Annotated in this window: 20 protein-coding genes; 11 read left to right on the top strand and 9 right to left on the bottom strand. The window is 67.4% G+C overall.

What is annotated here, in order from left to right:
* The first annotated feature begins 69 nt into the window (after positions 1 to 69).
* Together J2728_RS08310 and J2728_RS08305 are read left to right on the top strand one after the other, a co-directional pair.
* Positions 70 to 1659: an HWE histidine kinase domain-containing protein gene (locus tag J2728_RS08310; RefSeq protein WP_309999429.1), complete on the top strand. Its 1590-nt coding sequence runs from the start codon at positions 70 to 72 to the stop codon at positions 1657 to 1659.
* Between the two features lie 275 nt (positions 1660 to 1934).
* Positions 1935 to 2192: a GlsB/YeaQ/YmgE family stress response membrane protein gene (locus J2728_RS08305; protein WP_309998253.1), complete on the top strand. Its 258-nt coding sequence runs from the start codon at positions 1935 to 1937 to the stop codon at positions 2190 to 2192.
* Between the two features lie 43 nt (positions 2193 to 2235).
* Here the strand turns inward: J2728_RS08305 and gmk are convergent, their stop codons facing one another.
* The 8 genes from gmk to J2728_RS08265 all read right to left on the bottom strand — a co-directional run bounded on the left by gmk (position 2236) and on the right by J2728_RS08265 (position 8914).
* Positions 2236 to 2877 carry a guanylate kinase gene (gene gmk, locus J2728_RS08300; RefSeq protein ID WP_309998251.1) on the bottom strand — a complete coding sequence of 214 codons (642 nt, stop codon included), beginning with the start codon at positions 2875 to 2877 and terminating at the stop codon, positions 2236 to 2238.
* Positions 2870 to 3751 carry a YicC/YloC family endoribonuclease gene (locus tag J2728_RS08295; RefSeq protein ID WP_309998249.1) on the bottom strand — a complete coding sequence of 294 codons (882 nt, stop codon included), beginning with the start codon at positions 3749 to 3751 and terminating at the stop codon, positions 2870 to 2872. Before J2728_RS08295 ends, gmk begins: the two co-directional genes overlap by 8 nt.
* A gap of 4 nt (positions 3752 to 3755) precedes the next feature.
* Positions 3756 to 4826 carry an endolytic transglycosylase MltG gene (gene mltG, locus J2728_RS08290; RefSeq protein WP_309998248.1) on the bottom strand — a complete coding sequence of 357 codons (1071 nt, stop codon included), beginning with the start codon at positions 4824 to 4826 and terminating at the stop codon, positions 3756 to 3758.
* Positions 4823 to 6103: a beta-ketoacyl-ACP synthase II gene (gene fabF / locus J2728_RS08285; protein ID WP_309998246.1), complete on the bottom strand. Its 1281-nt coding sequence runs from the start codon at positions 6101 to 6103 to the stop codon at positions 4823 to 4825. Before fabF ends, mltG begins: the two co-directional genes overlap by 4 nt.
* A 165-nt stretch (positions 6104 to 6268) precedes the next feature.
* Entirely contained in the window at positions 6269 to 6505 is a 237-nt protein-coding gene (locus J2728_RS08280; RefSeq protein WP_004615098.1) for an acyl carrier protein, read from the bottom strand.
* 140 nt (positions 6506 to 6645) lie between these two features.
* Positions 6646 to 7386: a 3-oxoacyl-[acyl-carrier-protein] reductase gene (fabG, locus tag J2728_RS08275; RefSeq protein WP_309998239.1), complete on the bottom strand. Its 741-nt coding sequence runs from the start codon at positions 7384 to 7386 to the stop codon at positions 6646 to 6648.
* A gap of 18 nt (positions 7387 to 7404) precedes the next feature.
* A complete protein-coding gene (fabD, locus tag J2728_RS08270) occupies positions 7405 to 8349 on the bottom strand; it encodes an ACP S-malonyltransferase (protein ID WP_309998238.1) in 945 nt (314 codons plus the stop codon).
* A gap of 85 nt (positions 8350 to 8434) precedes the next feature.
* Positions 8435 to 8914 carry a group II truncated hemoglobin gene (locus tag J2728_RS08265; RefSeq protein WP_309998236.1) on the bottom strand — a complete coding sequence of 160 codons (480 nt, stop codon included), beginning with the start codon at positions 8912 to 8914 and terminating at the stop codon, positions 8435 to 8437.
* 110 nt (positions 8915 to 9024) lie between these two features.
* Between J2728_RS08265 and J2728_RS08260 the strand changes: the two genes are divergently transcribed.
* The 3 genes from J2728_RS08260 to J2728_RS08250 all read left to right on the top strand — a co-directional run bounded on the left by J2728_RS08260 (position 9025) and on the right by J2728_RS08250 (position 11610).
* Positions 9025 to 9564, top strand: coding sequence for a peroxiredoxin (locus J2728_RS08260; RefSeq protein ID WP_309998233.1), 540 nt, complete (start codon positions 9025 to 9027; stop codon positions 9562 to 9564).
* Between the two features lie 68 nt (positions 9565 to 9632).
* Positions 9633 to 10730 carry a helix-turn-helix domain-containing protein gene (locus J2728_RS08255; protein WP_309998231.1) on the top strand — a complete coding sequence of 366 codons (1098 nt, stop codon included), beginning with the start codon at positions 9633 to 9635 and terminating at the stop codon, positions 10728 to 10730.
* Positions 10731 to 10800: 70 nt separating this feature from the next.
* Positions 10801 to 11610, top strand: coding sequence for a sterol desaturase family protein (locus J2728_RS08250; RefSeq protein ID WP_309998229.1), 810 nt, complete (start codon positions 10801 to 10803; stop codon positions 11608 to 11610).
* Here J2728_RS08250 and J2728_RS08245 read toward each other — a convergent pair.
* Positions 11585 to 12247, bottom strand: a complete 663-nt coding sequence (locus J2728_RS08245) for a hypothetical protein (RefSeq protein ID WP_309998227.1) — start codon at positions 12245 to 12247, stop codon at positions 11585 to 11587. The two genes, J2728_RS08250 and J2728_RS08245, sit on opposite strands and share 26 nt — an antisense overlap.
* Positions 12248 to 12514: 267 nt before the next feature.
* Here J2728_RS08245 and rpsF point away from each other — a divergent pair, with 267 nt between their 5' ends.
* The 6 genes from rpsF to J2728_RS08215 all read left to right on the top strand — a co-directional run bounded on the left by rpsF (position 12515) and on the right by J2728_RS08215 (position 18930).
* Complete coding sequence (gene rpsF / locus J2728_RS08240) at positions 12515 to 12895, top strand: 30S ribosomal protein S6 (RefSeq protein ID WP_099443750.1); 381 nt, start codon at positions 12515 to 12517, stop codon at positions 12893 to 12895.
* A gap of 15 nt (positions 12896 to 12910) precedes the next feature.
* Complete coding sequence (rpsR, locus tag J2728_RS08235; protein ID WP_004615089.1) at positions 12911 to 13189, top strand: 30S ribosomal protein S18; 279 nt, start codon at positions 12911 to 12913, stop codon at positions 13187 to 13189.
* A 13-nt stretch (positions 13190 to 13202) separates the two neighbouring features.
* On the top strand, positions 13203 to 13787 hold the full coding sequence (gene rplI, locus J2728_RS08230) for a 50S ribosomal protein L9 (RefSeq protein WP_309998212.1): 585 nt from the start codon (positions 13203 to 13205) through the stop codon (positions 13785 to 13787).
* 196 nt (positions 13788 to 13983) lie between these two features.
* Complete coding sequence (locus tag J2728_RS08225; RefSeq protein WP_309998211.1) at positions 13984 to 16389, top strand: TonB-dependent receptor plug domain-containing protein; 2406 nt, start codon at positions 13984 to 13986, stop codon at positions 16387 to 16389.
* A 220-nt stretch (positions 16390 to 16609) separates the two neighbouring features.
* Positions 16610 to 18130 (top strand): replicative DNA helicase, encoded by a 1521-nt coding sequence (locus J2728_RS08220; RefSeq protein ID WP_309998209.1) that lies wholly within the window; start codon positions 16610 to 16612, stop codon positions 18128 to 18130.
* A gap of 113 nt (positions 18131 to 18243) precedes the next feature.
* Positions 18244 to 18930, top strand: a complete 687-nt coding sequence (locus tag J2728_RS08215) for a MarC family protein (protein WP_309998207.1) — start codon at positions 18244 to 18246, stop codon at positions 18928 to 18930.
* Positions 18931 to 18959 lie beyond the last annotated feature (29 nt).

Here is an 18959-nt window from a genome sequence, read left to right as displayed (position 1 = left end):
AGTGGGGCGAACGTGACCACCAAACTTGAGGTGAAGGCGCCTTCCACGGTCGCGCGAAGACTTCTGTTCATGGCGCTGACGCTCGCGGCGCCCGCCATCCTGTTGATGGGCCTGCTTGTCGCCACGCAATACGCCGAGGGCCAGCGTCGCTTCGCCACCCAACTGACCGCCATGACCCGAGCATTGACGCTGGCGACCGATCGCCAGATCGGTCAGGGCCAGAGCGTGCTGCAGGGCCTGGCGGTCTCGACAGCCCTGGCGGAGGGCGACCTGCGGGCCTTCGAAAGACAGGCCAGAGAGGCCGCCGAGGGGCGCGATGGCTGGATCGTGCTGATGACCCCCGACCTTCAGCTGATCAACACCCGGATCCCGCCTGGCCAGCCGACGCCAGTGGCGCCGATCACGCCCCACTCCTGGCGGGAGATGACCACTGGAAAGTCGAACGTCAGCAACCTGATCCCACGCCGGGGCAAGACGCCCATCGTGGGCGTCAACATGCCGGTGCTGGTCAACGGACAGGTGATGGTGCTGGGCTATATGCAGCATCCGGCGGCGTTTCACGGCCTGATGGCCGCCCAGGGCTTTCCCGCGAGCTGGACCGCCAGCATCGTCGATCGCGACGCGGCGCTGGTGGCCCGCTCGCGCGACCAGGACAAGATGCTGGGCAAACAGGCCAGCGCGGAGATGCGCGAAGCCATGGCCCGCGCCAACGACGGCGTCGTCTACACCCACACGCTGGACGGCGTCGCCACCTTGTCCGCCTTCAGCCGCTCGTCGACCTATGGCTGGACCTTCATCGTCGGCGTGCCGCGCGGGGAGGTCAATCGCGCCGTCCTCGGTTCGCTGGGCCCCGCCCTGGTCGGCGCCGTCCTGATGATCGCCCTGGCCGTGGCGGCCGCGATCGGCTTCGCCCGTCCCATATCGCGCGACGTCCGCGCCTTGGTGGGCGAGGCCGAGACCCTGGCGGCCGGCGCGCCTCTCGATCCGGCCCGCTCTCACCTGCTGGAGATCGCCGAGGTGCGCCGATCGCTCCGGGCCGCCGCCGACGTGCTGCGCCGGCGCGAGGCCGAGGCGAGCCAGGCGGCCGAGCGCCAGCAATTGATGATCAACGAGCTGAACCACCGGGTGAAGAATACCTTGGTGGTCGTGCAGTCCCTGGCCCGGCACAGCCTGCGGGACGGCGGGGCGCTGGGCCTTCGGCAATTCAACGACCGGATCCACGCCCTGGCCAGCGCGCACGATCTGCTGACCCGTCGCAGCTGGGAAGGCGCGGATCTCGGCGAGATCCTGGCCGAGACGCTGCAGCCCTACGCCGCCCAGGTGACGCTGGAGGGCCCGCCCCTGCCGCTTTCGCCCAATGGCGCGGTGGCCCTGGCCATGATCTTCCACGAGCTGGCCACCAACGCCTCGAAGTACGGGGCCCTGTCGCGGGAAGCCGGGCGCGTGACCATCGCCTGGCGGCGCGAAGGTCGCGCTCGGGCCGTGATCCGCTGGGAGGAAGATGGCGGCCCGCCGGTGAGCCCGCCCCAGCGCAAGGGCTTCGGCTCGCGTCTCGTCGCCGCCAGCCTCAAGGGCGAGCTCGCTGGCTCCGCGACCTTCGACTACGCGCCCGAAGGCCTGACATGCGTGCTGACGGTCCTCGCCTCGACCAAGGTTTGAGCAAGGCAAGACCGATCGTCGCAGCGCCTCGTTGTCGCCTTGGCTTGGCCATCGACGACCTGCAATAGAGGACGCCAGTCGTAGGGGAGTTCTCGCGTGAGCTTGTCTTTTCTAATCGGGGCCATTCTGGGCTCTGGCCTTTTCATCGCCCTGGGACGCGCGCCCGCCGAGAAGCTGATCGCGATCGTTCAAGAGCGCATGCGCGGGAACTAACGGCGCCGTTGGGCCTTTTTTGGACAAGGTCGCGCAGGGCGGCCGTTCAAGGAGTCCCTACGATGTCCATTCTAGCTTGGCTTCTTCTCGGTCTGATCGCCGGCTTCATCGCCAGCAAGATCGTCAACCGCTCCGGCAGCGGCCTGCTGCTGGATATCGTGCTCGGCATTGTCGGCGCGTTCGTCGGCGGCTGGCTGTTCAACCAGTTCGGCAACAGCGGCGTGTCCGGCTTCAACCTCTACAGCCTGCTGGTCGCCACGATCGGCGCCATCGTCGTCCTGGCGATCTACCACCTGATCTTCAGCCGCCGCGCCCTGTAGCGCCCGGCTTGGCGGCGGCGGGCGAAAGTCCGCCGCCGATCCCCTAGATATCTTCCTTCAGAAGATCGCCCACCAGGTTGCCGATCCACGGGTTTCGCGACCGCTTCAGCCTCTCGGCGTGATAGATGTGGGCCAGATCCGCGTAAGCGCGGTCGAAATCATCATTCAGAATGACGTAGTCGAACAGCTCCCAGGCGGCGACCTCGTCCTTGGCGCGGGACAGACGACGGTGGATGACCTCCTCGCTGTCCTGGCTGCGCGTGTGCAGCCGGCGGCTCATCTCGGCCAGCGACGGCGGCAGGATATAGACCAGCACGCTGTCTTCCTTGGCCTGGGCGTGGACCTTCATCGCCCCCTGGAAGTCGATGTCGAACAGGGCGCTCTCGCCCCGCTCCAGGGCTTGCATGATCGGCGGCTTGGGGCTGCCGTAGTAGTTGCCATAGACCTCGGCCCATTCCAGGAAGGCGTCCTGAGCGATCATCTCCTGGAACCGCTCACGCGTGACGAAATGATAGTCGCGGCCGTCATGCTCGCCCGGACGGGGCTCGCGCGTCGTGGCGCTGATCGACAGGTGCAGGTCGTTGTGATCGGACACCAACCGACGGGTCAGCGAAGTCTTGCCGACGCCCGAGGGCGCCACGACCATCAAAAGCAGGCCGCGCGTGGGATGGTGGGGCTTATTCAACGTTCTGGACCTGCTCGCGGAACTGCTCGATCACGGCCTTGAGCTCCAGACCGATCGCGGTCAGGGCGGTCAGGGCCGATTTCGAGCAGAGGGTATTGGATTCTCGCATGAATTCCTGGGAGAGGAAGTCGAGCCGGCGGCCGGACGCCCCCTCGCCCGCCAGCAGGCCGCGCGCGGCGGCGACGTGGCTGGCCAGGCGGTCGAGCTCCTCGCGCACATCGGCCTTCACGGCCTGGGCGGCGGCTTCCTGGACGATGCGCTCCTCGGCCGCGCCCTCGCCGATCAGCTCGGCCATGCGGCGGGCGAAGCGCTCCTTCAGCACCGAAGGCTGGCCGGCGGCCTCGCCCTCGGCCTGGCGGTTCAGGTCCTCGATCCGATCGACCAGGCCATGCAGCACCGGCGAAAGGGCCGCGCCCTCCTCCAGCCGCGCCACCTTCAGGCCATCCAGCGCCTGGGCGATCGAGGCGGCCATGGCGGCCTCGACGGCGGCGCGGGTCTCGGCGTCATCCTCATCCTCGCGCGCCTCGATGACGCCCTTCAGCGCCAGCAAGCCGTCCAGCGAGGGCTTGGCGACCATGCCGGTGGCGACATAGGGGCCGCCGGCGGTCAGGTACCGCTCCAGAACCTGAATATTGACCTTGGCGTCGCCACCGCTCTCGGCGCGCTTGGCCTGGACGCCGACGGTCAGCTGGCCGCGCTGGAAGCGGGCCTGGGCCCCGTCGCGGGCGGCGCGCTCGAGCCCTTCGAACCCTGGCGGGCCCCGGAAACGAGTCTCGAGATTGCGGCCGTTGACGCTGCGGGCCTCGACGGACCAGGACCAGGCGCCGTGCGCGCCCTCGACCCGGGAAAAGCCGGTCATTCCGGAAAGGGCCATCGGATCAGCCCCCAGACTTGCCGGCGCGCTGGCGCTCGATCTCGCGCCACTTGGCGACATTGGCGTTGTGCTGCTCCAGCGTCGAAGCGAAGACGTGCCCGCCCGTGCCGTCGGCGACGAAGTAGAGATCGCCCGTCTTCAGCGGATTGAGCACCGCCGCCAGTGCCGCGCGGCCCGGATTGGCGATCGGCGTCGGCGGCAGGCCGGCGATCAGATAGGTGTTGTAGGGGGTCGGGCGACGCAGCTCCGACAGCAGGATGCCGCGTCCCAGCGGACGGCCCCGCGAGATGCCGTAGATGATGGTCGGGTCCGAGCCCAGGCGCATGCCGGTGCGAAGACGGTTCACGAAGACCGCCGCCACGCGAGGACGCTCCTCGGGCAGGCCGGTCTCCTTCTCGACGATCGAGGCCAGGATCACGGCCTCCTCCTTGGAGACGAACGGCAGACCGGGGGCTCGGCTAGCCCACAGGGCGTTCAGCACCGTGTCGCGATCGTCCATCATGCGCTGCAGGACGGCGGCGCGGTCCTCGCCGCGCTGGACCTCGTAGGTCTCGGGCAGGATCGCGCCTTCCGGCGGGGTCGCCGCCTCGCCGGTCAGGACGTCGGACTTGTTCAGTATATCCATCACCATGTCCGAGGTCAGGCCCTCGGGAACGGTGATCCAGTGGCGCACGATGCGGCCGCGGCGGATGGCGTCCAGGACCGAGGCCATCGAGGCGCGCGACTTGAACTCGTATTCGCCGGCCTTCAGCGAGCGCGCCGCGCCGGTCAGCTTGGCGGCGGTCATGAAGATCGAGGACGATCCGATCACCCCGCCCTTCTCCAGGCTGGCGGCGATTTCCGGCAGGCTGGAGCCCTTGCGCAGCACAACCGTCGTGGTCTCGCCCGAGGGGGCGGCCGGGCCGGGCCCGTTGTAGACCCACAGCGCGGCCAGAAGGGCTAGGACGCCCACCGCCACGAAGGTGGCGATGGCGCCCAGCAGGCCGCGCGTCAGCCGGCTGGCGGCCGACGCGGTCTCCCGGCGGGAGGACTTGCCCCGCGTTGCCTTCTTGCGGGGAGACGGCTTCTTGCTCACGAGACCTTCTTGAACACGACCGTGGCGTTGGTGCCGCCGAAGCCGAAGCTGTTGGACACGGCCACGTCGATCTTGTGCGGCACGGCCTTGTTCGGCGCCAGGTTCATGGCGACGTGAACGTCGGGGTTGTCGAGGTTGATGGTCGGCGGCGCGATCTGGTCGCGGATCGCCAGGATCGAGAAGATGCCCTCGATCGCCCCGGCCGCGCCCAGGAGGTGGCCGGTCATCGACTTGGTCGAGGACATGACGACGTTCTTGGCGTGATCGCCGAGGAAGCGCTCGACAGCGCCCGCTTCCAGGCCGTCGGCCATGGTCGAGGTGCCGTGGGCGTTGACGTAGTCGATGTCCGAGGGCTTCAGGCCCGCGTCCTTGACCGCCGCCGACAGGGCGCGGAAGCCGCCTTCGCCGTCTTCCGACGGGGCGGTGATGTGGTGGGCGTCGCCCGACAGGCCGTAGCCGACGACTTCGGCGTAGATCTTGGCCCCGCGCGCCTTGGCGTGCTCGTACTCTTCCAGCACCAGCACGCCCGCGCCCTCGCCCATCACGAAGCCGTCGCGGTCCTTGTCATAGGGACGCGAGGCCTTTTCGGGCGTGTCGTTGAAGCTGGTGGCCATGGCGCGGCAGGCGATGAAGCCCGCGACCCCGACCTTGCACACGGCCGCTTCGGCGCCGCCGGCGATCATCACGTCGGCGTCGCCGTACTTGATCAGGCGCGCGGCGTCGCCGATGGCGTGGGCGCCGGTGGCGCAGGCCGTGACGACCGCGTGGTTGGGGCCCTTGAAGCCGTACTTGATCGAGACCTGACCCGAGATCAGGTTGATCAGGGCCGAGGAGATGAAGAACGGGCTGACCCGGCGGGGACCCTTGGCCTCCAGCTCCAGGGCGGTGTCGGCGATCGTCGACAGGCCGCCGATGCCCGAGCCCAGGATGACGCCCGTGCGCCACTTCTGCTCGTCGGTCTCCGGAACCCAGCCCGAATCCTTAATGGCCTCGTCGGCCGCGGCGATGCCGTAGAGAATGAAATCGTCCACGCGCTTCTGGTCGCGCGGGCTCATGGTCTGGTCGGGATCGAAGCTGCCCTCGACGTCCGGACCGCCGCCGCCGCGACCATCGACGCGCGGCACTTCGCAGGCGACCTGGCAGGCGTATTCGGTCGGATCGAAGGCGGTGATGCGGTTCGCGCCGGACTTGCCGGCCAGAATGTTCTTCCAGGTGACATCAACGCCCTGGCCCAGAGGGGTCAGCAGGCCCAGCCCGGTGACGACGACTCTACGCATGGATCACTCCCAACCTTCGGCGCGGAGCGCGGTATCTGGGGGTTCCCTCGACACAACGCCAGCCGCGAATCTCGGCCTCAAACGAAAACCGCCGCGCGCACGATGGCAAGAGCCCGTGCGACGCGGCGGAAATGGTCAGGTTCGCGACAGCGAACGCGACGCCTCTTAGGCGGTCTTTTCCGTGATGAACTTCACGGCGTCGCCAACCGTCTGGATGTGCTCGGCGGCGTCGTCCGGGATTTCGATGTCGAACTCTTCTTCGAACGCCATCACCAGCTCGACGTTGTCGAGGCTGTCGGCGCCCAGGTCGTCGATGAAGGAAGCCTTCTCGGTGACCTTCTCGGGATCGGCATCCAGGTGCTCGATGACGATCTTACGCACGCGCTCGAGAATGTCGGACATTCTGTTCAGTCCCTCGTTATGAAATATCGACCCGCGGGCGGACAGGCGAAGCGCCAGCTTTCCGCGGGAATTGTCGGGCACCGCCTATCACGTTCCTTTTCGGCTTACTAGCGGGTCGCCGACAAAGGAACGGGGACAGCTTAGATCATCGCCATGCCGCCGTTGACGTGCAGGGTCTGACCGGTGACGTAACCGCCCTCGTCGCTGGCCAGGTAAACACAGGCCGCGGCGATGTCGCTGCCCGCGCCCAGCTTGCCGGCGGGAATGGTCGACAGGATGCCGGCCTTCTGCTGGTCGTTCAGAGCGTCGGTCATCGGGCTGGCGATGAAGCCTGGCGCCACGCAGTTGACCGTCACGCCGCGGCTGGCCAGTTCCTGAGCCAAGGCCTTGGAAAACCCGATCATTCCGGCCTTGGAGGCGGCGTAGTTGGTCTGGCCGGGATTGCCGGTGACGCCCACGATCGAGGTGATGCCGATGATGCGGCCGGCGCGGCGCTTCATCATGCCCTTGGCGGCCGCGCGGGACAGGCGGAAATAGCCTTCCAGGTTCACCTTGATGACGGTGTCCCAGTCCTCGTCCTTCATGCGAACAATCAGGCCGTCGCGGGTGATGCCGGCGTTGGCGATCACGATGTCGAGCGGCGCGCCAGCGGCTTCCTCGGCCTTGGCGACCAGGCCATCCACTTGTTCGGCGTCGGACAGGTTGGCGACGACGGTCGAGGCCCGCTCGCCCAGTTCCGCCTTCAGATCGGCCAGAGCCGATTCGCGGGTGCCGGAGAGCACGACATGCGCGCCCTGGGCGTGCAGGGCGCGGGCGATGGCGCCGCCGATGCCGCCGGTGGCGCCGGTGACGAGGGCGGTCTTGCCGGTGAGGTCGAACATGTTCGGCTTTCCTTGAACTTAGAGCGAGGCCGCGAAGGCTTCGAGATCGGCGGGCGTGTTCAGCGGCGTCGCCTCGGCGTCCGGGGCGATACGCTTGGCCATGCCCGACAGCACCTTGCCGGCGCCGGCCTCGGCGAAGCGGGTGACACCGCCCTGGGTCGCCAGCCAGGTCATGCTCTCGCGCCAGCGGACGCGGCCGGTGACCTGCTCCACCAGCAGCTTGCGGATGACGTCCGGATCATGGACCGGAGCGGCGGTGACGTTGGCGACCAGCGGCGCGCGCGGCGCCAGGATCGTGGTCTTGGCCAGCGCCTCGGCCATCTCGTCGGCCGCGGGCTGCATCAGCGGGCAGTGGAAGGGCGCCGAGACGTTCAGCGGAATCGCCCGCGCGCCCAGCTCCTTGGCCTTCTCGATGGCCTTGTCGACGGCGGCCTTGGCCCCCGAGATCACGACATTGCCGTTGTTGTTGTCGTTGGCGACGACGCAGACGCCGACTTCCGAACCGGCCTTGGCGGCTTCCTCGGCCAGGGCCAGATCGGTCTTGGGGCCGATCAGCGAAGCCATGGCGCCCTCCCCCACCGGCACGGCGCGCTGCATGGCCTGGCCGCGCAGCTTCAGGAGGCGCGCGGTGTCGGACAGGCTGATGGCGCCGGCGGCGGCCAGGGCCGAATATTCACCCAGCGAGTGGCCGGCGACGAAGGCGGCCTTGTCGATCCCGACGCCGAATTCCTTCTCCAGCGTGCGGGTGACGGCCAGGCTGACGGCCATCAGGGCCGGCTGAGCGTTCTCGGTCAGCGTCAGGTCGCCTTCGGGACCTTCCTTCATCAGGGCGAAAAGCTTCTGGCCCAGGGCGTCGTCGACTTCCTGGAACACCTCGCGCGCGGCGGCGAAGGCCTCGGCGAGATCCGCGCCCATGCCGACAGACTGGCTGCCCTGACCCGGGAAAATGAAGGCGATGCTCATCTAAGCCCGCTCCGTTCTTATGAGATTCAAGGCCGGGAGGGTTAGGCCAAAGGCCGCCGGGCGGCAAGTCGCGCCGTTTCGGCCGTTATCCCAACCAGGGACCGCCCGGCGGGCCCCAGCCCCAGACAGGCATGGGCGGATCGCCCTCGGGCTCGGCGACGCCTTCGGCCGAGTTGATCACCGCCAGGCGCGTGCCCCATTCGAGATAGCCGACAAACGCGGCGCGGAATTCCGGATCGTCGGGCAGCCCCACCTCATCGGCCGTGTCGAGCATCAGCGCGATCCAGGACTTGCGCTTGACCTCGGTCAGGTGACGGCCCAGGTGCTTGCGGATCATGGATGCGTGCCCGCCGCCGGCCTCGCTATAGGCCTTGGGTCCGCCGAACACCTCGCCGACAAAGGCCGCCACATGGTCGGCGTGCTTGGGATCCATTTGTGCGAAGACCGGAGCGAGCACGGGATCGCCTGGAACCTTGGCGTAGAAGGTCGCGAACAGCGTCTTCAGACGCTCCGGACCACCAGCCCATTCGGCCAGGGTCGGCGTCTTGGTGTCGTCACGCGCCATGTCGTTCTCCTGCATCCAGCGGCTATCGACGAACGTAGAGGTTTGGAAGTCCAGAGAATGGAGTTATCCAACTCATGACCGTCAACATCCCTCTCCTCCGGAGCCTTCCGATGTCTCGCTTGCTCGCCGGTATCGCCGCGGCCGCCCTCGCGCTCGCCGCCACCTCGCCCGCCCTGGCCGCCCTGAAGGTCGGCGACAAGGCGCCGGACTTCAGCGCCAAGGCCGCCCTGGCCGGCAAGGACTTCGACTTCAACCTGGCCAAGGCCCTGAAGAAGGGCCCGGTCGTGCTCTATTTCTTCCCGGCCGCCTACACCTCGGGCTGCACCGCCGAGGCGCATGAGTTCGCCGAGGCCACGCCCGAGTTCGAGAAGCTGGGCGCCACCGTGATCGGCGTCACCGCCGGCAATGTCGACCGCATCAAGGACTTCTCCAAGGAGCACTGCCGCGACAAGTTCGCGGTCGCCGCCGCCGACAAGGCCCTGGTCAAGAGCTATGACGTCGCCCTGGCGGTGAAGCCGGACTGGTCGAACCGCACCTCGTACGTGATCGCGCCGGACGGCAAGATCCTGCTGTCCTACACCGACGGCAACTTCATGGGCCACGTGGCCCAGACCATGGGCGCGGTGAAGGCCTACAACGCCAAGAAGTAGCGAGCCTTTTTGGATTTCGACCAGCCGCGCGGGTTGAACCTCGCGCGCGCTGGCGACCATGATCGGCCATGACCGATCTCTCGGAAATCGAAGCGATCATCCGCGGCGTGGCCATCGGCGGCTTCGCGGCGAGCGGCCTCGTGATGGCGGCGACGCCCCGCCCGTCGCCCACCCGTTGGCTCGGCGCGGCGTTCTTCCTGGGCGTCATCGCCCACGTGATCAGCGCTTGGGGGCCAGAGCTCAAGAGATTTGATCCCGTGTGGGCCGCCTCGGTCATCGGAGCGGGGCTTTTCTGGATGTTCGCGCTGGACTTGCTGGAGGACCGGCCTCGTCCGCCCCTCTGGCGGTTCGCGGCGCCCGCCGCCGCCTTCCTCTTCTGGCTCGCGGCCCAGGTCGCGCCAAAGGCTTGGTGCGAGGCCATCTGGGGCGGGTACATCGCCATGCAGATGATGATGGTGACGCACATCCTGGTGGTGGCCTGGCGGGGTTGGCGCGGCGACCTCGTCGCGCAGCGTCGTCGGCTGAGGCCGATTCTCGCCGTATCGGCTTGTGTCTATGTGCTGGAGGTGGCCGCCAGGGACATGGGCTGGCTGAACGCCCTGCCCCCAGCCTCGGTGGATGTGGCGCAGGCCGCCCTGCTCGCCGTCCTGGCCCTGGGCACGACGCTGGCCCTCTTGCGCGCCGAACCGCAACTGGTCGCCCAGATCGAGACGCCCGCGCGGTTGGCTTCGCCCAAGCCGCTCGACCTGACGCCCGCCGACCGCCTGATCCTGGCGCGCCTGGACAAGGCCATGGACGAGACCGAGGTCTGGCGCGGCGAGGACCTGTCGATCGGGAGCCTCGCGGCCCTGGTCGGCGCGCCCGAACACCGCCTGCGCAAGCTGATCAACGGCACGCTGGGCCACCGCAACTTCGCCGACTACGTCAACGGCCGGCGCATCGAGGCGGCCAAGGTCGCCCTGGCCGACCCGGAGCAGGCGCTGAAGTCGGTCTCGACCATCGCCTATGATCACGGCTTCGGCTCGCTAGGCCCATTCAACCGCGCCTTCCGGGCCGCTGTTGGCGTCACCCCGACCGCCTGGCGCCAACAGGCGACGCCGCCGATCGCCCATTTGCGGCTAGTCGAAACCGCTCAAACCGCGCCGAAAGCCGACAAACGCGCCTGATTTCGCGAACGGCGCGACGGCGCTGGCGGCCAACGCTTCCCTGGCGAGGTTCATCGCCAAGGAGCTTTCGATGTACGACACCCTTCTCGCCTTCGCCCGCAACTGGCTAGGCGCCATGCAGGTCGACGTGACCCGCTACGTGATCTTTTCGGTCGGCGTCTGGCTGACCCTGTGGGTCGTGCTGGCCGCGCCGCTGGCCGGCCGCAAGATCCGCGACAACCGCCCGCCCGCCCGCCAGTTGTTCATGGAGTTCGCCGTCTCGATCCGCTCGATCATGATCTTCTCGACGGTCGGGCTGCTGACGTTCGCCCTGTTCCGCGCCGGGCTGCTGCCGGGTCCCGACATCGCGCGCGGCTGGGGGCCGGTCTGGTTCTGGACCAGCCTTGTGCTGATGATCGTCGCCCACGACGCCTGGTTCTATTGGACGCATCGGCTGATCCACGACCGCCGCCTGTTCCGGACCTTCCACCGGCGGCATCACCGGTCGAACAACCCCTCGCCGTTCACGGCCTATAGCTTCGACCTGGGCGAGGCCTTCATCAATGGCGTCTTCGTGCCGCTCTGGATGATCCTGGTCCCCACCCAGTGGCCGGTGGTGGGCCTGTTCATGCTGCACCAGATCGTCCGCAACACCCTTGGCCATTCGGGCTACGAACTGTTCCCGGCGCGCAAGGACGGCCGGCCGCTGATCCCCTGGCTGACGACGGTCACCCACCACGACCTGCACCACGCCCAGGCGGGCTGGAACTACGGACTCTATTTTACCTGGTGGGACAAGCTGATGGGCACCGAGCACCCGGAGTATCTGAAACGCTTTTCCGAGGTCACGGGTCGGAAGGGCCGCGCGCTGGAGGCTACCAGTTCGCCTTCACCAGCTTGACCATCGCGCGGGCGTCCTGCAGCCGCCACTGTTCACGGTCGGTATTGACGCCGCGCAGGCTGACCGTGAACTCGGCCGGGATATCGAAGGGGCGCATGAGGGACAGATCGACGCCCTCCTCGCCCCGCGAACCGCCGCCGAAGGCGATCGAACCGATCTGCCGGCCTTCCAGCGTCAAGGACGAGCGGATGTTGGCCCTGGCGACCGGGATCTTGTTGGGGACGGCGACCGCCTGGCTGGCGTCCATGTCCATCGAGACCCGGATATAGTTGGAGCGCGGCACGAGGCCGAAACCAAACATCTTCGACATCGACGAGCGGAGCTGCGCCTCGCTGTCGTTCCACGAGGCGCCCAGCGCCAGCGAGCGCTGACCGATACGATCGTCGTCAGGCTTTTGGGTCAGGTTGAGATCAAGGCCGTAGGTGGGGTTCTCGATCGTCCCGGCGCTCTTGACCGTCAGAGCCACCTTCTGGGTGTCGGTGGACAGGTCCAACGGCAAGGCCGCCGAATAGCCGGCGAAGCGGCCATCCTTGGCGGAAACCGACATATTGGGCTTCTGGATGACCTCAGCGCACGCCGGACCGCCGACGGCGAGCGCCGTCGCGAGAACGATCGTGAAGCGTGACTTCATTCCCATACTCGCCTGCTAGCATACCCGCCCGCGAGGTTGAACCCCCGCGCGGCCATTTGTACGATCAAAGGCCGCGACGCCGACATTTGTGGCAAACCCCGATCTGGCTTGCCTTTCAGCCCTATCTTCTGTAATAGCGCGCGTTCTCACGGAAGGCGGTCTTGCACGCACCCATCCGGGACCGGGGTCTCCCCGCTCGGCGTGTCGGATCCATCGTGGTCGACGGACTTCCGTCGTCGTCCGCGCCGCCTTCCACAACGGAAGAAGGAAAACATGGCGTTCTACGAACACGTGGTCATCGCGCGGCAGGACATCTCGCCGCAACAGGCCGAAGCTCTGAACGAGCAACTCAAAGCCCTGATCGAAGAGAATGGCGGTCACATCGCCAAGATCGAGTACTGGGGCCTGCGTAACCTCACCTACCGCATCAAGAAGAACCGCAAGGGCCACTACTCCCTGCTCGCGATCGACGCCCCGGCGCCGGCCGTGAAGGAAATGGAGCGCCAGCTGCTCATCAACGAAGATGTGCTGCGCTTCATGACCATCCGCGTGGAAGAGCTGGACCTCGAGCTTTCGCCGGTTCTGGCGCGTCGCGACCGCGGTGATCGTCCGGAGCGTCCCCGCGACGACTTCGGCGCTCAAGCGCAAGCGTAAGGGAGAGAAGAGATCATGACCGATACGACCGCTCCCGAAGCCGGCGCTCCGGCCGCCGCCGCTGGCGGCGCCCGCCGTCCGTTCTTCCGTCGCCGCAAGGTGTGCCCGTTCTCGGGCGCCAACGCGCCGAAGATCGACTACAAGGACGTGAAGCTGCTGCAGCGTTACGTCTCCGAACGCGGCAAGATCGTGCCGTCGCGCATCACCGCGGTGTCGGCCAAGAAGCAACGCGAACTGGCCAAGGCCATCAAGCGCGCCCGCTTCCTGGCTCTGCTCCCCTACGTCGTGAAGTAAGGGAGACGCCACGATGAAAGTCATTCTGCTCGAACGCGTTGAAGGCACCGGCGTCCTCGGCGACGTGGTCACCGTGAAGGACGGCTTCGCCCGTAACTTCCTGCTGCCGCGCCACAAGGCCCTGCGCGCCACCAAGGCCAACGAAGCCACCTTCGAAGCGCAACGCGCCGAGATCGAGGCCCGCAACGTCAAGAACCGCGAGTCCGCCGAAAAGAACGGCGCGTCGCTGGACGGCACGCAGTACGTCCTGATCCGTCAGGCTGGCGAAAGCGGCCAGCTTTACGGTTCGGTCGCCGGTCGCGACGTCGCTGACGCCATCAAGGCCGAAGGCGGCAAGGTCGATCGCTCGATGGTCGTGCTGGACAAGCCGATCAAGACGCTCGGCGTCCACGAAGTGAAGGTGAAGCTGCACGCTGAAGTGACCATCACGGTCACCCTCAACATCGCGCGCAGCGCCGACGAAGCCGAGCGCCAAGCGCGCGGCGAAAACGTGATCAACTCGCAGTTCGAGGAAGATCGCGCGGCCGAAGCCGAAGCCGCCCAAGACATGGCGGAAGGCGGCGCCGGTTCGTTCGAAGGCGACCACTACGAAGCCTAAGACCCGTCAGGGTTCTGAGCGTTTCAAGAGAACGGCGCGGAGCAATCCGCGCCGTTTTTTTCTGCGCCGCGGCGCAGAAATGCTCAGCTTGTGTGCAATCGGCGGCAATCCCATGTTCGTTCCGGGGGCGATCAAGACCCCCGCCTCGGGGCGTAAGGACGCATGTCCGCGCTCCGGCCACGAGAGGGGATTTCTCATGCGCTACAGAGCCTTGCTGCTGGCCGCCGCCTCGCTGACGGCCTTCTCCGCCACCGCCCAAGCCCAGACCGCCGCGCCGCCCACGGACGAAACCGCGGTTGAACAGATCGTCGTCACCGGTTCGCGCGTCGCGCGTTCGCGCCTGGACACCATCTCGCCCGTCGACGTTGTCGACAGCAAGGCGCTGACACGCCAGGGCACGCCGGAACTGGCCCAGGCCCTGGCCAACCTGGCGCCGTCGATCGACTTCCCGCGTCCGGCCGTGACCGATGGCACCGACTCGGTGCGGCCGGCCACCCTGCGCGGCCTCGCCCCCGACCAGACCCTGGTGCTGCTGAACGGCCGCCGCGCTCACACCTCGGCCCTGGTCAACATCAACGGCTCGATCGGCCGAGGTTCGGCCCCGTTCGACCTGAACACCATTCCGACGGCCGCCCTGTCGAGCGTCGAAATCCTGCGTGAGGGCGCCGCGGCCCAGTACGGCTCGGACGCCATCGCCGGCGTCATCAACCTGCGCCTGCGCGAGGCCAGCAGCGGCGGCGGCGCCACAGCCAGCTACGGCGTCCACAACACCAAGGTGAAGACGACCCGCGATCCCGAGGGCCGCAAGGCCCATGACGGCCCCGTCTACAGCGCCTCGGTCTGGCAGGGCTTCTCCCTGCCCAACGACGGCTTCCTGACGCTGACCGGCGAGTACTCGTACCGTAACCCGACCAACCGCGCCGACCTCGACCCGCGCGTCACGCCCAACAAGGTCACCGGCATCTTCGGCGACCCTCAGGTCGAGACCAAGACGGTCTACGCCAACTTCGGCCTGCCGCTGAACGACGCCTGGAAGCTGTACGGCTTGGCCGGCTACCAGAACCGCAAGGGCGAGAGCGCCGCCTTCCCGCGTCTGGCCGACAACAGCAACAACTACGTCTCGGTCTATCCGAACGGCTACGTGCCGAAGATCACCACCGACATCGACGACTACAACCTGGCCTTCGGCGCCAAGGGCGAGGTCGGCGGCTTCACGGTCGACGCCGGCGTGAACTACGGGAACAACAAGGTCGCCTACGGCACCATCAACTCCCTCAACGCCTCGCTTGGCCCGTCATCGCCGACCTCGTTCAAGGACGGGTCGATGCAGTACGGCCAGTGGGTGGCGAATGTGGACGTCACCCGCCCGCTGGAACTGTTCAACTTCGCCAAGCCCAGCACCCTGGCCTTCGGCGTCGAATACCGCGACGAGAGCTACAAGATCCGCGCGGGCGAGAACGCCTCGTGGGCCAACGGCGGCAACGGCAAGGGCGCCGGCGCGCAGGGCTTCCCGGGCTTCCGTCCGTCCAACGAAGTGGACGTCAGCCGCAACGCCACCAGCCTCTACGCCGACCTCGACAACCAGATCACCGACAAGTTCGCCGTCGATCTGGCGGTGCGTTACGAGGACTATTCGGACTTCGGCTCGACGACGACCGGCAAGATCGCCGCGCGCTATGACCTGACCGACAGCTTCGCCATTCGCGGGGCTTATTCGTCCGGCTTCCGCGCCCCGGCCCTGCAGCAGCAGTACTTCACCACCACGTCGATCAACATCATCGGCGGGGCGGCGGTGGACGTCGGCACCTTCCCGGCCACGAGCGCCACGGCGGCCGTCCTGGGCGCCAAGCCGCTGGAGCCGGAGAAGTCCAAGAACTACTCGCTCGGCGCGGTCTTTCGCAAAGGCCCGTTCGAGCTGACGGTGGACGCCTACCAGATCGACATCGACAACCGGATCGTGCTCTCGGAGAACATCCAGGGCTCGGCCACCGGCACGGCCACGCAGAGAGCGATCTACACCCTGTTGCAGCCGTTCGGCGTGACCACGGCGCGGTTCTTCATCAACGGCGTGGACACCCGCACCAAGGGCGTGGACGTCGTCGGTCGCTACCGCCTGGACAGCGAAGCCGCCGGCCGCTTTGACTTCACCCTGGCGGCCAACTTCAACGACACCAAGGTGCGGCGCGTGCCGACCACCAGCACGCTGTCGTCCCTGCCCGTCCCGCCGGCCCTGTTCTCGCGCGTCAACGTCGCGATCTTCGAGGAAGGCACGCCCGACAAGAAGTTCGTGGCGTCCAGCGACTGGTCGAAGGGACCGTTCAGCGCGACCCTGAAGGGCGCCTATTACGGCTCGGTGCTGGTTCCGAACTCGAACCAGGCCCTGGACTACCGCACCGGCGCCAAGTCGGTCTGGGACCTGGAGGGACGCTATGCGTTCGCCCAGAACATCACCTGGGCGCTGGGCGTGAACAACCTGTTCGACACCTATCCGAACAAGGCGCCGGCGGCGGTGAACACGACCGGCGTGACGGCGTTCTCCGGCTTCTCGCCATTCGGGTTCAACGGGCGGTTCCTCTATACACGCCTAGCCTACAACTGGTGATCCCAGGCTAGACGGGAACGCGAACATTTGGGCGCGGAGAGCGATCTCCGCGCCCTTTCCGTTCACCGCCTCTTTCACCGCCTACGTCAGGAGCGGACGCCGCCCAAAACCCGTGCGCTTGCACGATCGCAGGCTCAGAACATACACAGAATATCCCCGTTCATCTGAGTCGCCGGGCCAACTCGCCCGCGCGTCGAAAGCCGCGTCGCGTTAACTTCCGATGATGTCACTCGTCCCCGCGCTCGACCTGCGCTCGCCGACCGAAGAGCCCACGATCAACGTGGCGCCCCACAACATGGAAGCCGAGCAGGCGCTGCTCGGGATCCTGCTGTACGATAACGCCGCCTATGAGCGGCTGAGCGACAATCTGCAGGCGCGCTGCTTCTTCGAGCCTTTCCACCAGCGCCTGTTCCAGGCCATCGAGACGCACGTCCGCAAGGGCCAGCTGGCCGAACCGATCCTGTTGGCCGACGAATTCAAGAACGACCCGGCGTTCCAGGAGCTGGGCGGCCTGCGCTACCTGGCCGATCTCGTCGATCGCGCCCCGCCCGCGGCCAACGTCGGCGACTATGCTCGGGTGATCTTCGACCTGTCGCTGCGGCGCGAGCTGATCCGGATCGGCGGCGACATCGCCACGGCCGCGCAGGGCGGCGGCGGCGACGAGAAGCGCGCCGCGCGCGACCAGATCGAGGCGGCCGAACAGCAGCTCTACAGCCTGGCCGAAAGCGGGGCGGCCTCGTCCGGCTTCGTCTCGTTCGGCGACGCTCTGCGCGGCGCGGTCGAGATGACCGCCGAGGCCTACAGCCGCGACGGCGGCATGTCGGGCATCGCCACCGACCTGATCGACCTCGACCAGAAGATCGGCGGCCTGCACCCGTCCGACCTCGTGGTCCTCGCCGGCCGTCCCTCGATGGGTAAGACGGCCCTGGCGACCAACATCGCCTTCAATATCGCCAAGAAGTACGCCTACGAGATCCAGCCCGACGGCACCAAGAAGACCGTCCAGGGCGGGGTCGTGGCCTTCTACTCGCTGGAAATGAGCGCCGAGCAGTTGGCCCTACGTATGCTGGCCGACGCCTCCGGCGTGTCGGGCGACCGCCTCCGCAAGGGCGAGATCGACGCGAGCGAATTCGGCCGGGTCCGCGACGCGGCCATGGAGCTGCAGGAAGCGCCGCTCTACATCGACGCCACCGGCGGTATCTCGATCGCCAAGCTGACCGCCCGCGCCCGTCGCTTGAAGCGCCAGGTCGGCCTTGATCTGGTCGTCGTCGACTACCTGCAGCTGGTCACCGGCTCGGATCTCGGGGCCAACGCCAACCGGGTGCAGGAAGTCTCGCAGATCACCATGGGCCTCAAGGCCCTGGCCAAGGAGCTGGCCTGCCCGGTCATCGCGCTCTCACAGCTGTCGCGTCAGGTGGAAGCCCGCGACGACAAGCGGCCCCAGCTCTCCGACCTTCGGGAATCGGGCTCGATCGAGCAGGACGCCGACATGGTCTGGTTCGTGTACCGCGAGGCCTACTATGTGGGCCGCGCCGAACCGCGCGAGGGCACGCCCGAGCACCTGACCTGGCAGGAAGAGATGGATCGCCTGCATGGCCTGGCCGAGGTGATCATCGCCAAGCAGCGTCACGGCCCGATCGGCACCGTGCGCCTGTCGTTCAACAGCGACACCACCCGCTTCGGCAACCTGGCCAAGGATCACTACTTCGCCCAGGCGCGGAACATTCCGTCGGACGAGTAGGCCCGCGCTCGGATCTCCCTCGCCTTCGCTGGGGAGGTCGGCGCTCGCGCGTTTGACTCGGCACCGCCGCTCAAGCCACGGTCCCCGCCTCGCCTTCAGCTTCGACGAGTCGCATGGACTTCAGCCCCCTGCCCACCTCCAGTCTCGTCGGCGCGTTCCTGATCGCGTTTCCGGCGCTGTTCTCGATCGTCAACCCGGTGGGCGCCTCGCTGATCTTTCACCAGGCGATGTCGGGCCGCGCGCGCGCGGAGCGGCTGAAGCTGGCGCGACAGATCGGCTTCTACGCCTTCCTGGTGCTGCTGGGGTCGCTGCTGCTGGGCGGCTACATCCTGAATTTCTTCGGCGTCAGCCTAGGCGCCCTGCGGGTGGCCGGCGGCCTCGTCGTGGCGATCCGCGCCTGGGGCCTGCTGATGGATCCGCAGGAGAACGAGAACCGCAAGACCAGCCAGACCGAGACCGCCCAAAGCCACGAGGACGTGGCGTTCTTCCCGCTGACCATGCCGTTCACGACCGGCCCCGGCTCGATCTCCGTCGCGATCGCCCTCTCCTCCCAGCGTCCAACCGAGGGCGACGCCGTGGCGCCGTTCTTCATCGGCGCGGGCCTGGCCGCCGCCCTGGTCGCGATCATGGTCTGGCTGCTCTACAGCGCGTCCGAGCGCGTCATGCGAATGCTGGGTCCGGGGGGCGCGCGGGTGCTCTCGCGATTGGTCGCCTTCCTGCTGCTGTGCATCGGCGTACAGATCATCGCGTCGGGCGCCGAGAACCTGGTGGCCAAGTTCATGGCCGCCCATCACGGCTAAACCGTTGAACCGCTGGCCCGCGTCGGCTA

It is taken from the genome of Caulobacter segnis (assembly GCF_031454995.1).
Lineage (GTDB): Bacteria > Pseudomonadota > Alphaproteobacteria > Caulobacterales > Caulobacteraceae > Caulobacter > Caulobacter segnis_E.
The sequence above is the reverse complement of the archived record's forward strand: the minus strand, read 5'-3'. Positions and strand labels throughout refer to the sequence as shown.

Excerpts from the sequence above, each read along its gene's own strand:
- J2728_RS08260 (WP_309998233.1), top strand. The coding sequence starts at position 9,025 with ATGTCTCGCTTGCTCGCCGGTATCGCCGCGGCCGCCCTCGCGCTCGCC.
- fabD (WP_309998238.1), bottom strand. The coding sequence starts at position 8,349 with ATGAGCATCGCCTTCATTTTCCCGGGTCAGGGCAGCCAGTCTGTCGGC.
- J2728_RS08310 (WP_309999429.1), top strand. The coding sequence starts at position 70 with ATGGCGCTGACGCTCGCGGCGCCCGCCATCCTGTTGATGGGCCTGCTT.
- fabF (WP_309998246.1), bottom strand. The coding sequence starts at position 6,103 with ATGCGTAGAGTCGTCGTCACCGGGCTGGGCCTGCTGACCCCTCTGGGC.
- J2728_RS08305 (WP_309998253.1), top strand. The coding sequence starts at position 1,935 with ATGTCCATTCTAGCTTGGCTTCTTCTCGGTCTGATCGCCGGCTTCATC.
- J2728_RS08295 (WP_309998249.1), bottom strand. The coding sequence starts at position 3,751 with ATGGCCCTTTCCGGAATGACCGGCTTTTCCCGGGTCGAGGGCGCGCAC.
- J2728_RS08245 (WP_309998227.1), bottom strand. The coding sequence starts at position 12,247 with ATGGGAATGAAGTCACGCTTCACGATCGTTCTCGCGACGGCGCTCGCC.
- J2728_RS08215 (WP_309998207.1), top strand. The coding sequence starts at position 18,244 with ATGGACTTCAGCCCCCTGCCCACCTCCAGTCTCGTCGGCGCGTTCCTG.
- rplI (WP_309998212.1), top strand. The coding sequence starts at position 13,203 with ATGAAAGTCATTCTGCTCGAACGCGTTGAAGGCACCGGCGTCCTCGGC.
- J2728_RS08225 (WP_309998211.1), top strand. The coding sequence starts at position 13,984 with ATGCGCTACAGAGCCTTGCTGCTGGCCGCCGCCTCGCTGACGGCCTTC.
- fabG (WP_309998239.1), bottom strand. The coding sequence starts at position 7,386 with ATGTTCGACCTCACCGGCAAGACCGCCCTCGTCACCGGCGCCACCGGC.
- rpsR (WP_004615089.1), top strand. The coding sequence starts at position 12,911 with ATGACCGATACGACCGCTCCCGAAGCCGGCGCTCCGGCCGCCGCCGCT.
- J2728_RS08265 (WP_309998236.1), bottom strand. The coding sequence starts at position 8,914 with ATGGCGCGTGACGACACCAAGACGCCGACCCTGGCCGAATGGGCTGGT.
- J2728_RS08250 (WP_309998229.1), top strand. The coding sequence starts at position 10,801 with ATGTACGACACCCTTCTCGCCTTCGCCCGCAACTGGCTAGGCGCCATG.
- J2728_RS08280 (WP_004615098.1), bottom strand. The coding sequence starts at position 6,505 with ATGTCCGACATTCTCGAGCGCGTGCGTAAGATCGTCATCGAGCACCTG.
- J2728_RS08255 (WP_309998231.1), top strand. The coding sequence starts at position 9,633 with ATGACCGATCTCTCGGAAATCGAAGCGATCATCCGCGGCGTGGCCATC.
- rpsF (WP_099443750.1), top strand. The coding sequence starts at position 12,515 with ATGGCGTTCTACGAACACGTGGTCATCGCGCGGCAGGACATCTCGCCG.
- J2728_RS08220 (WP_309998209.1), top strand. The coding sequence starts at position 16,610 with ATGATGTCACTCGTCCCCGCGCTCGACCTGCGCTCGCCGACCGAAGAG.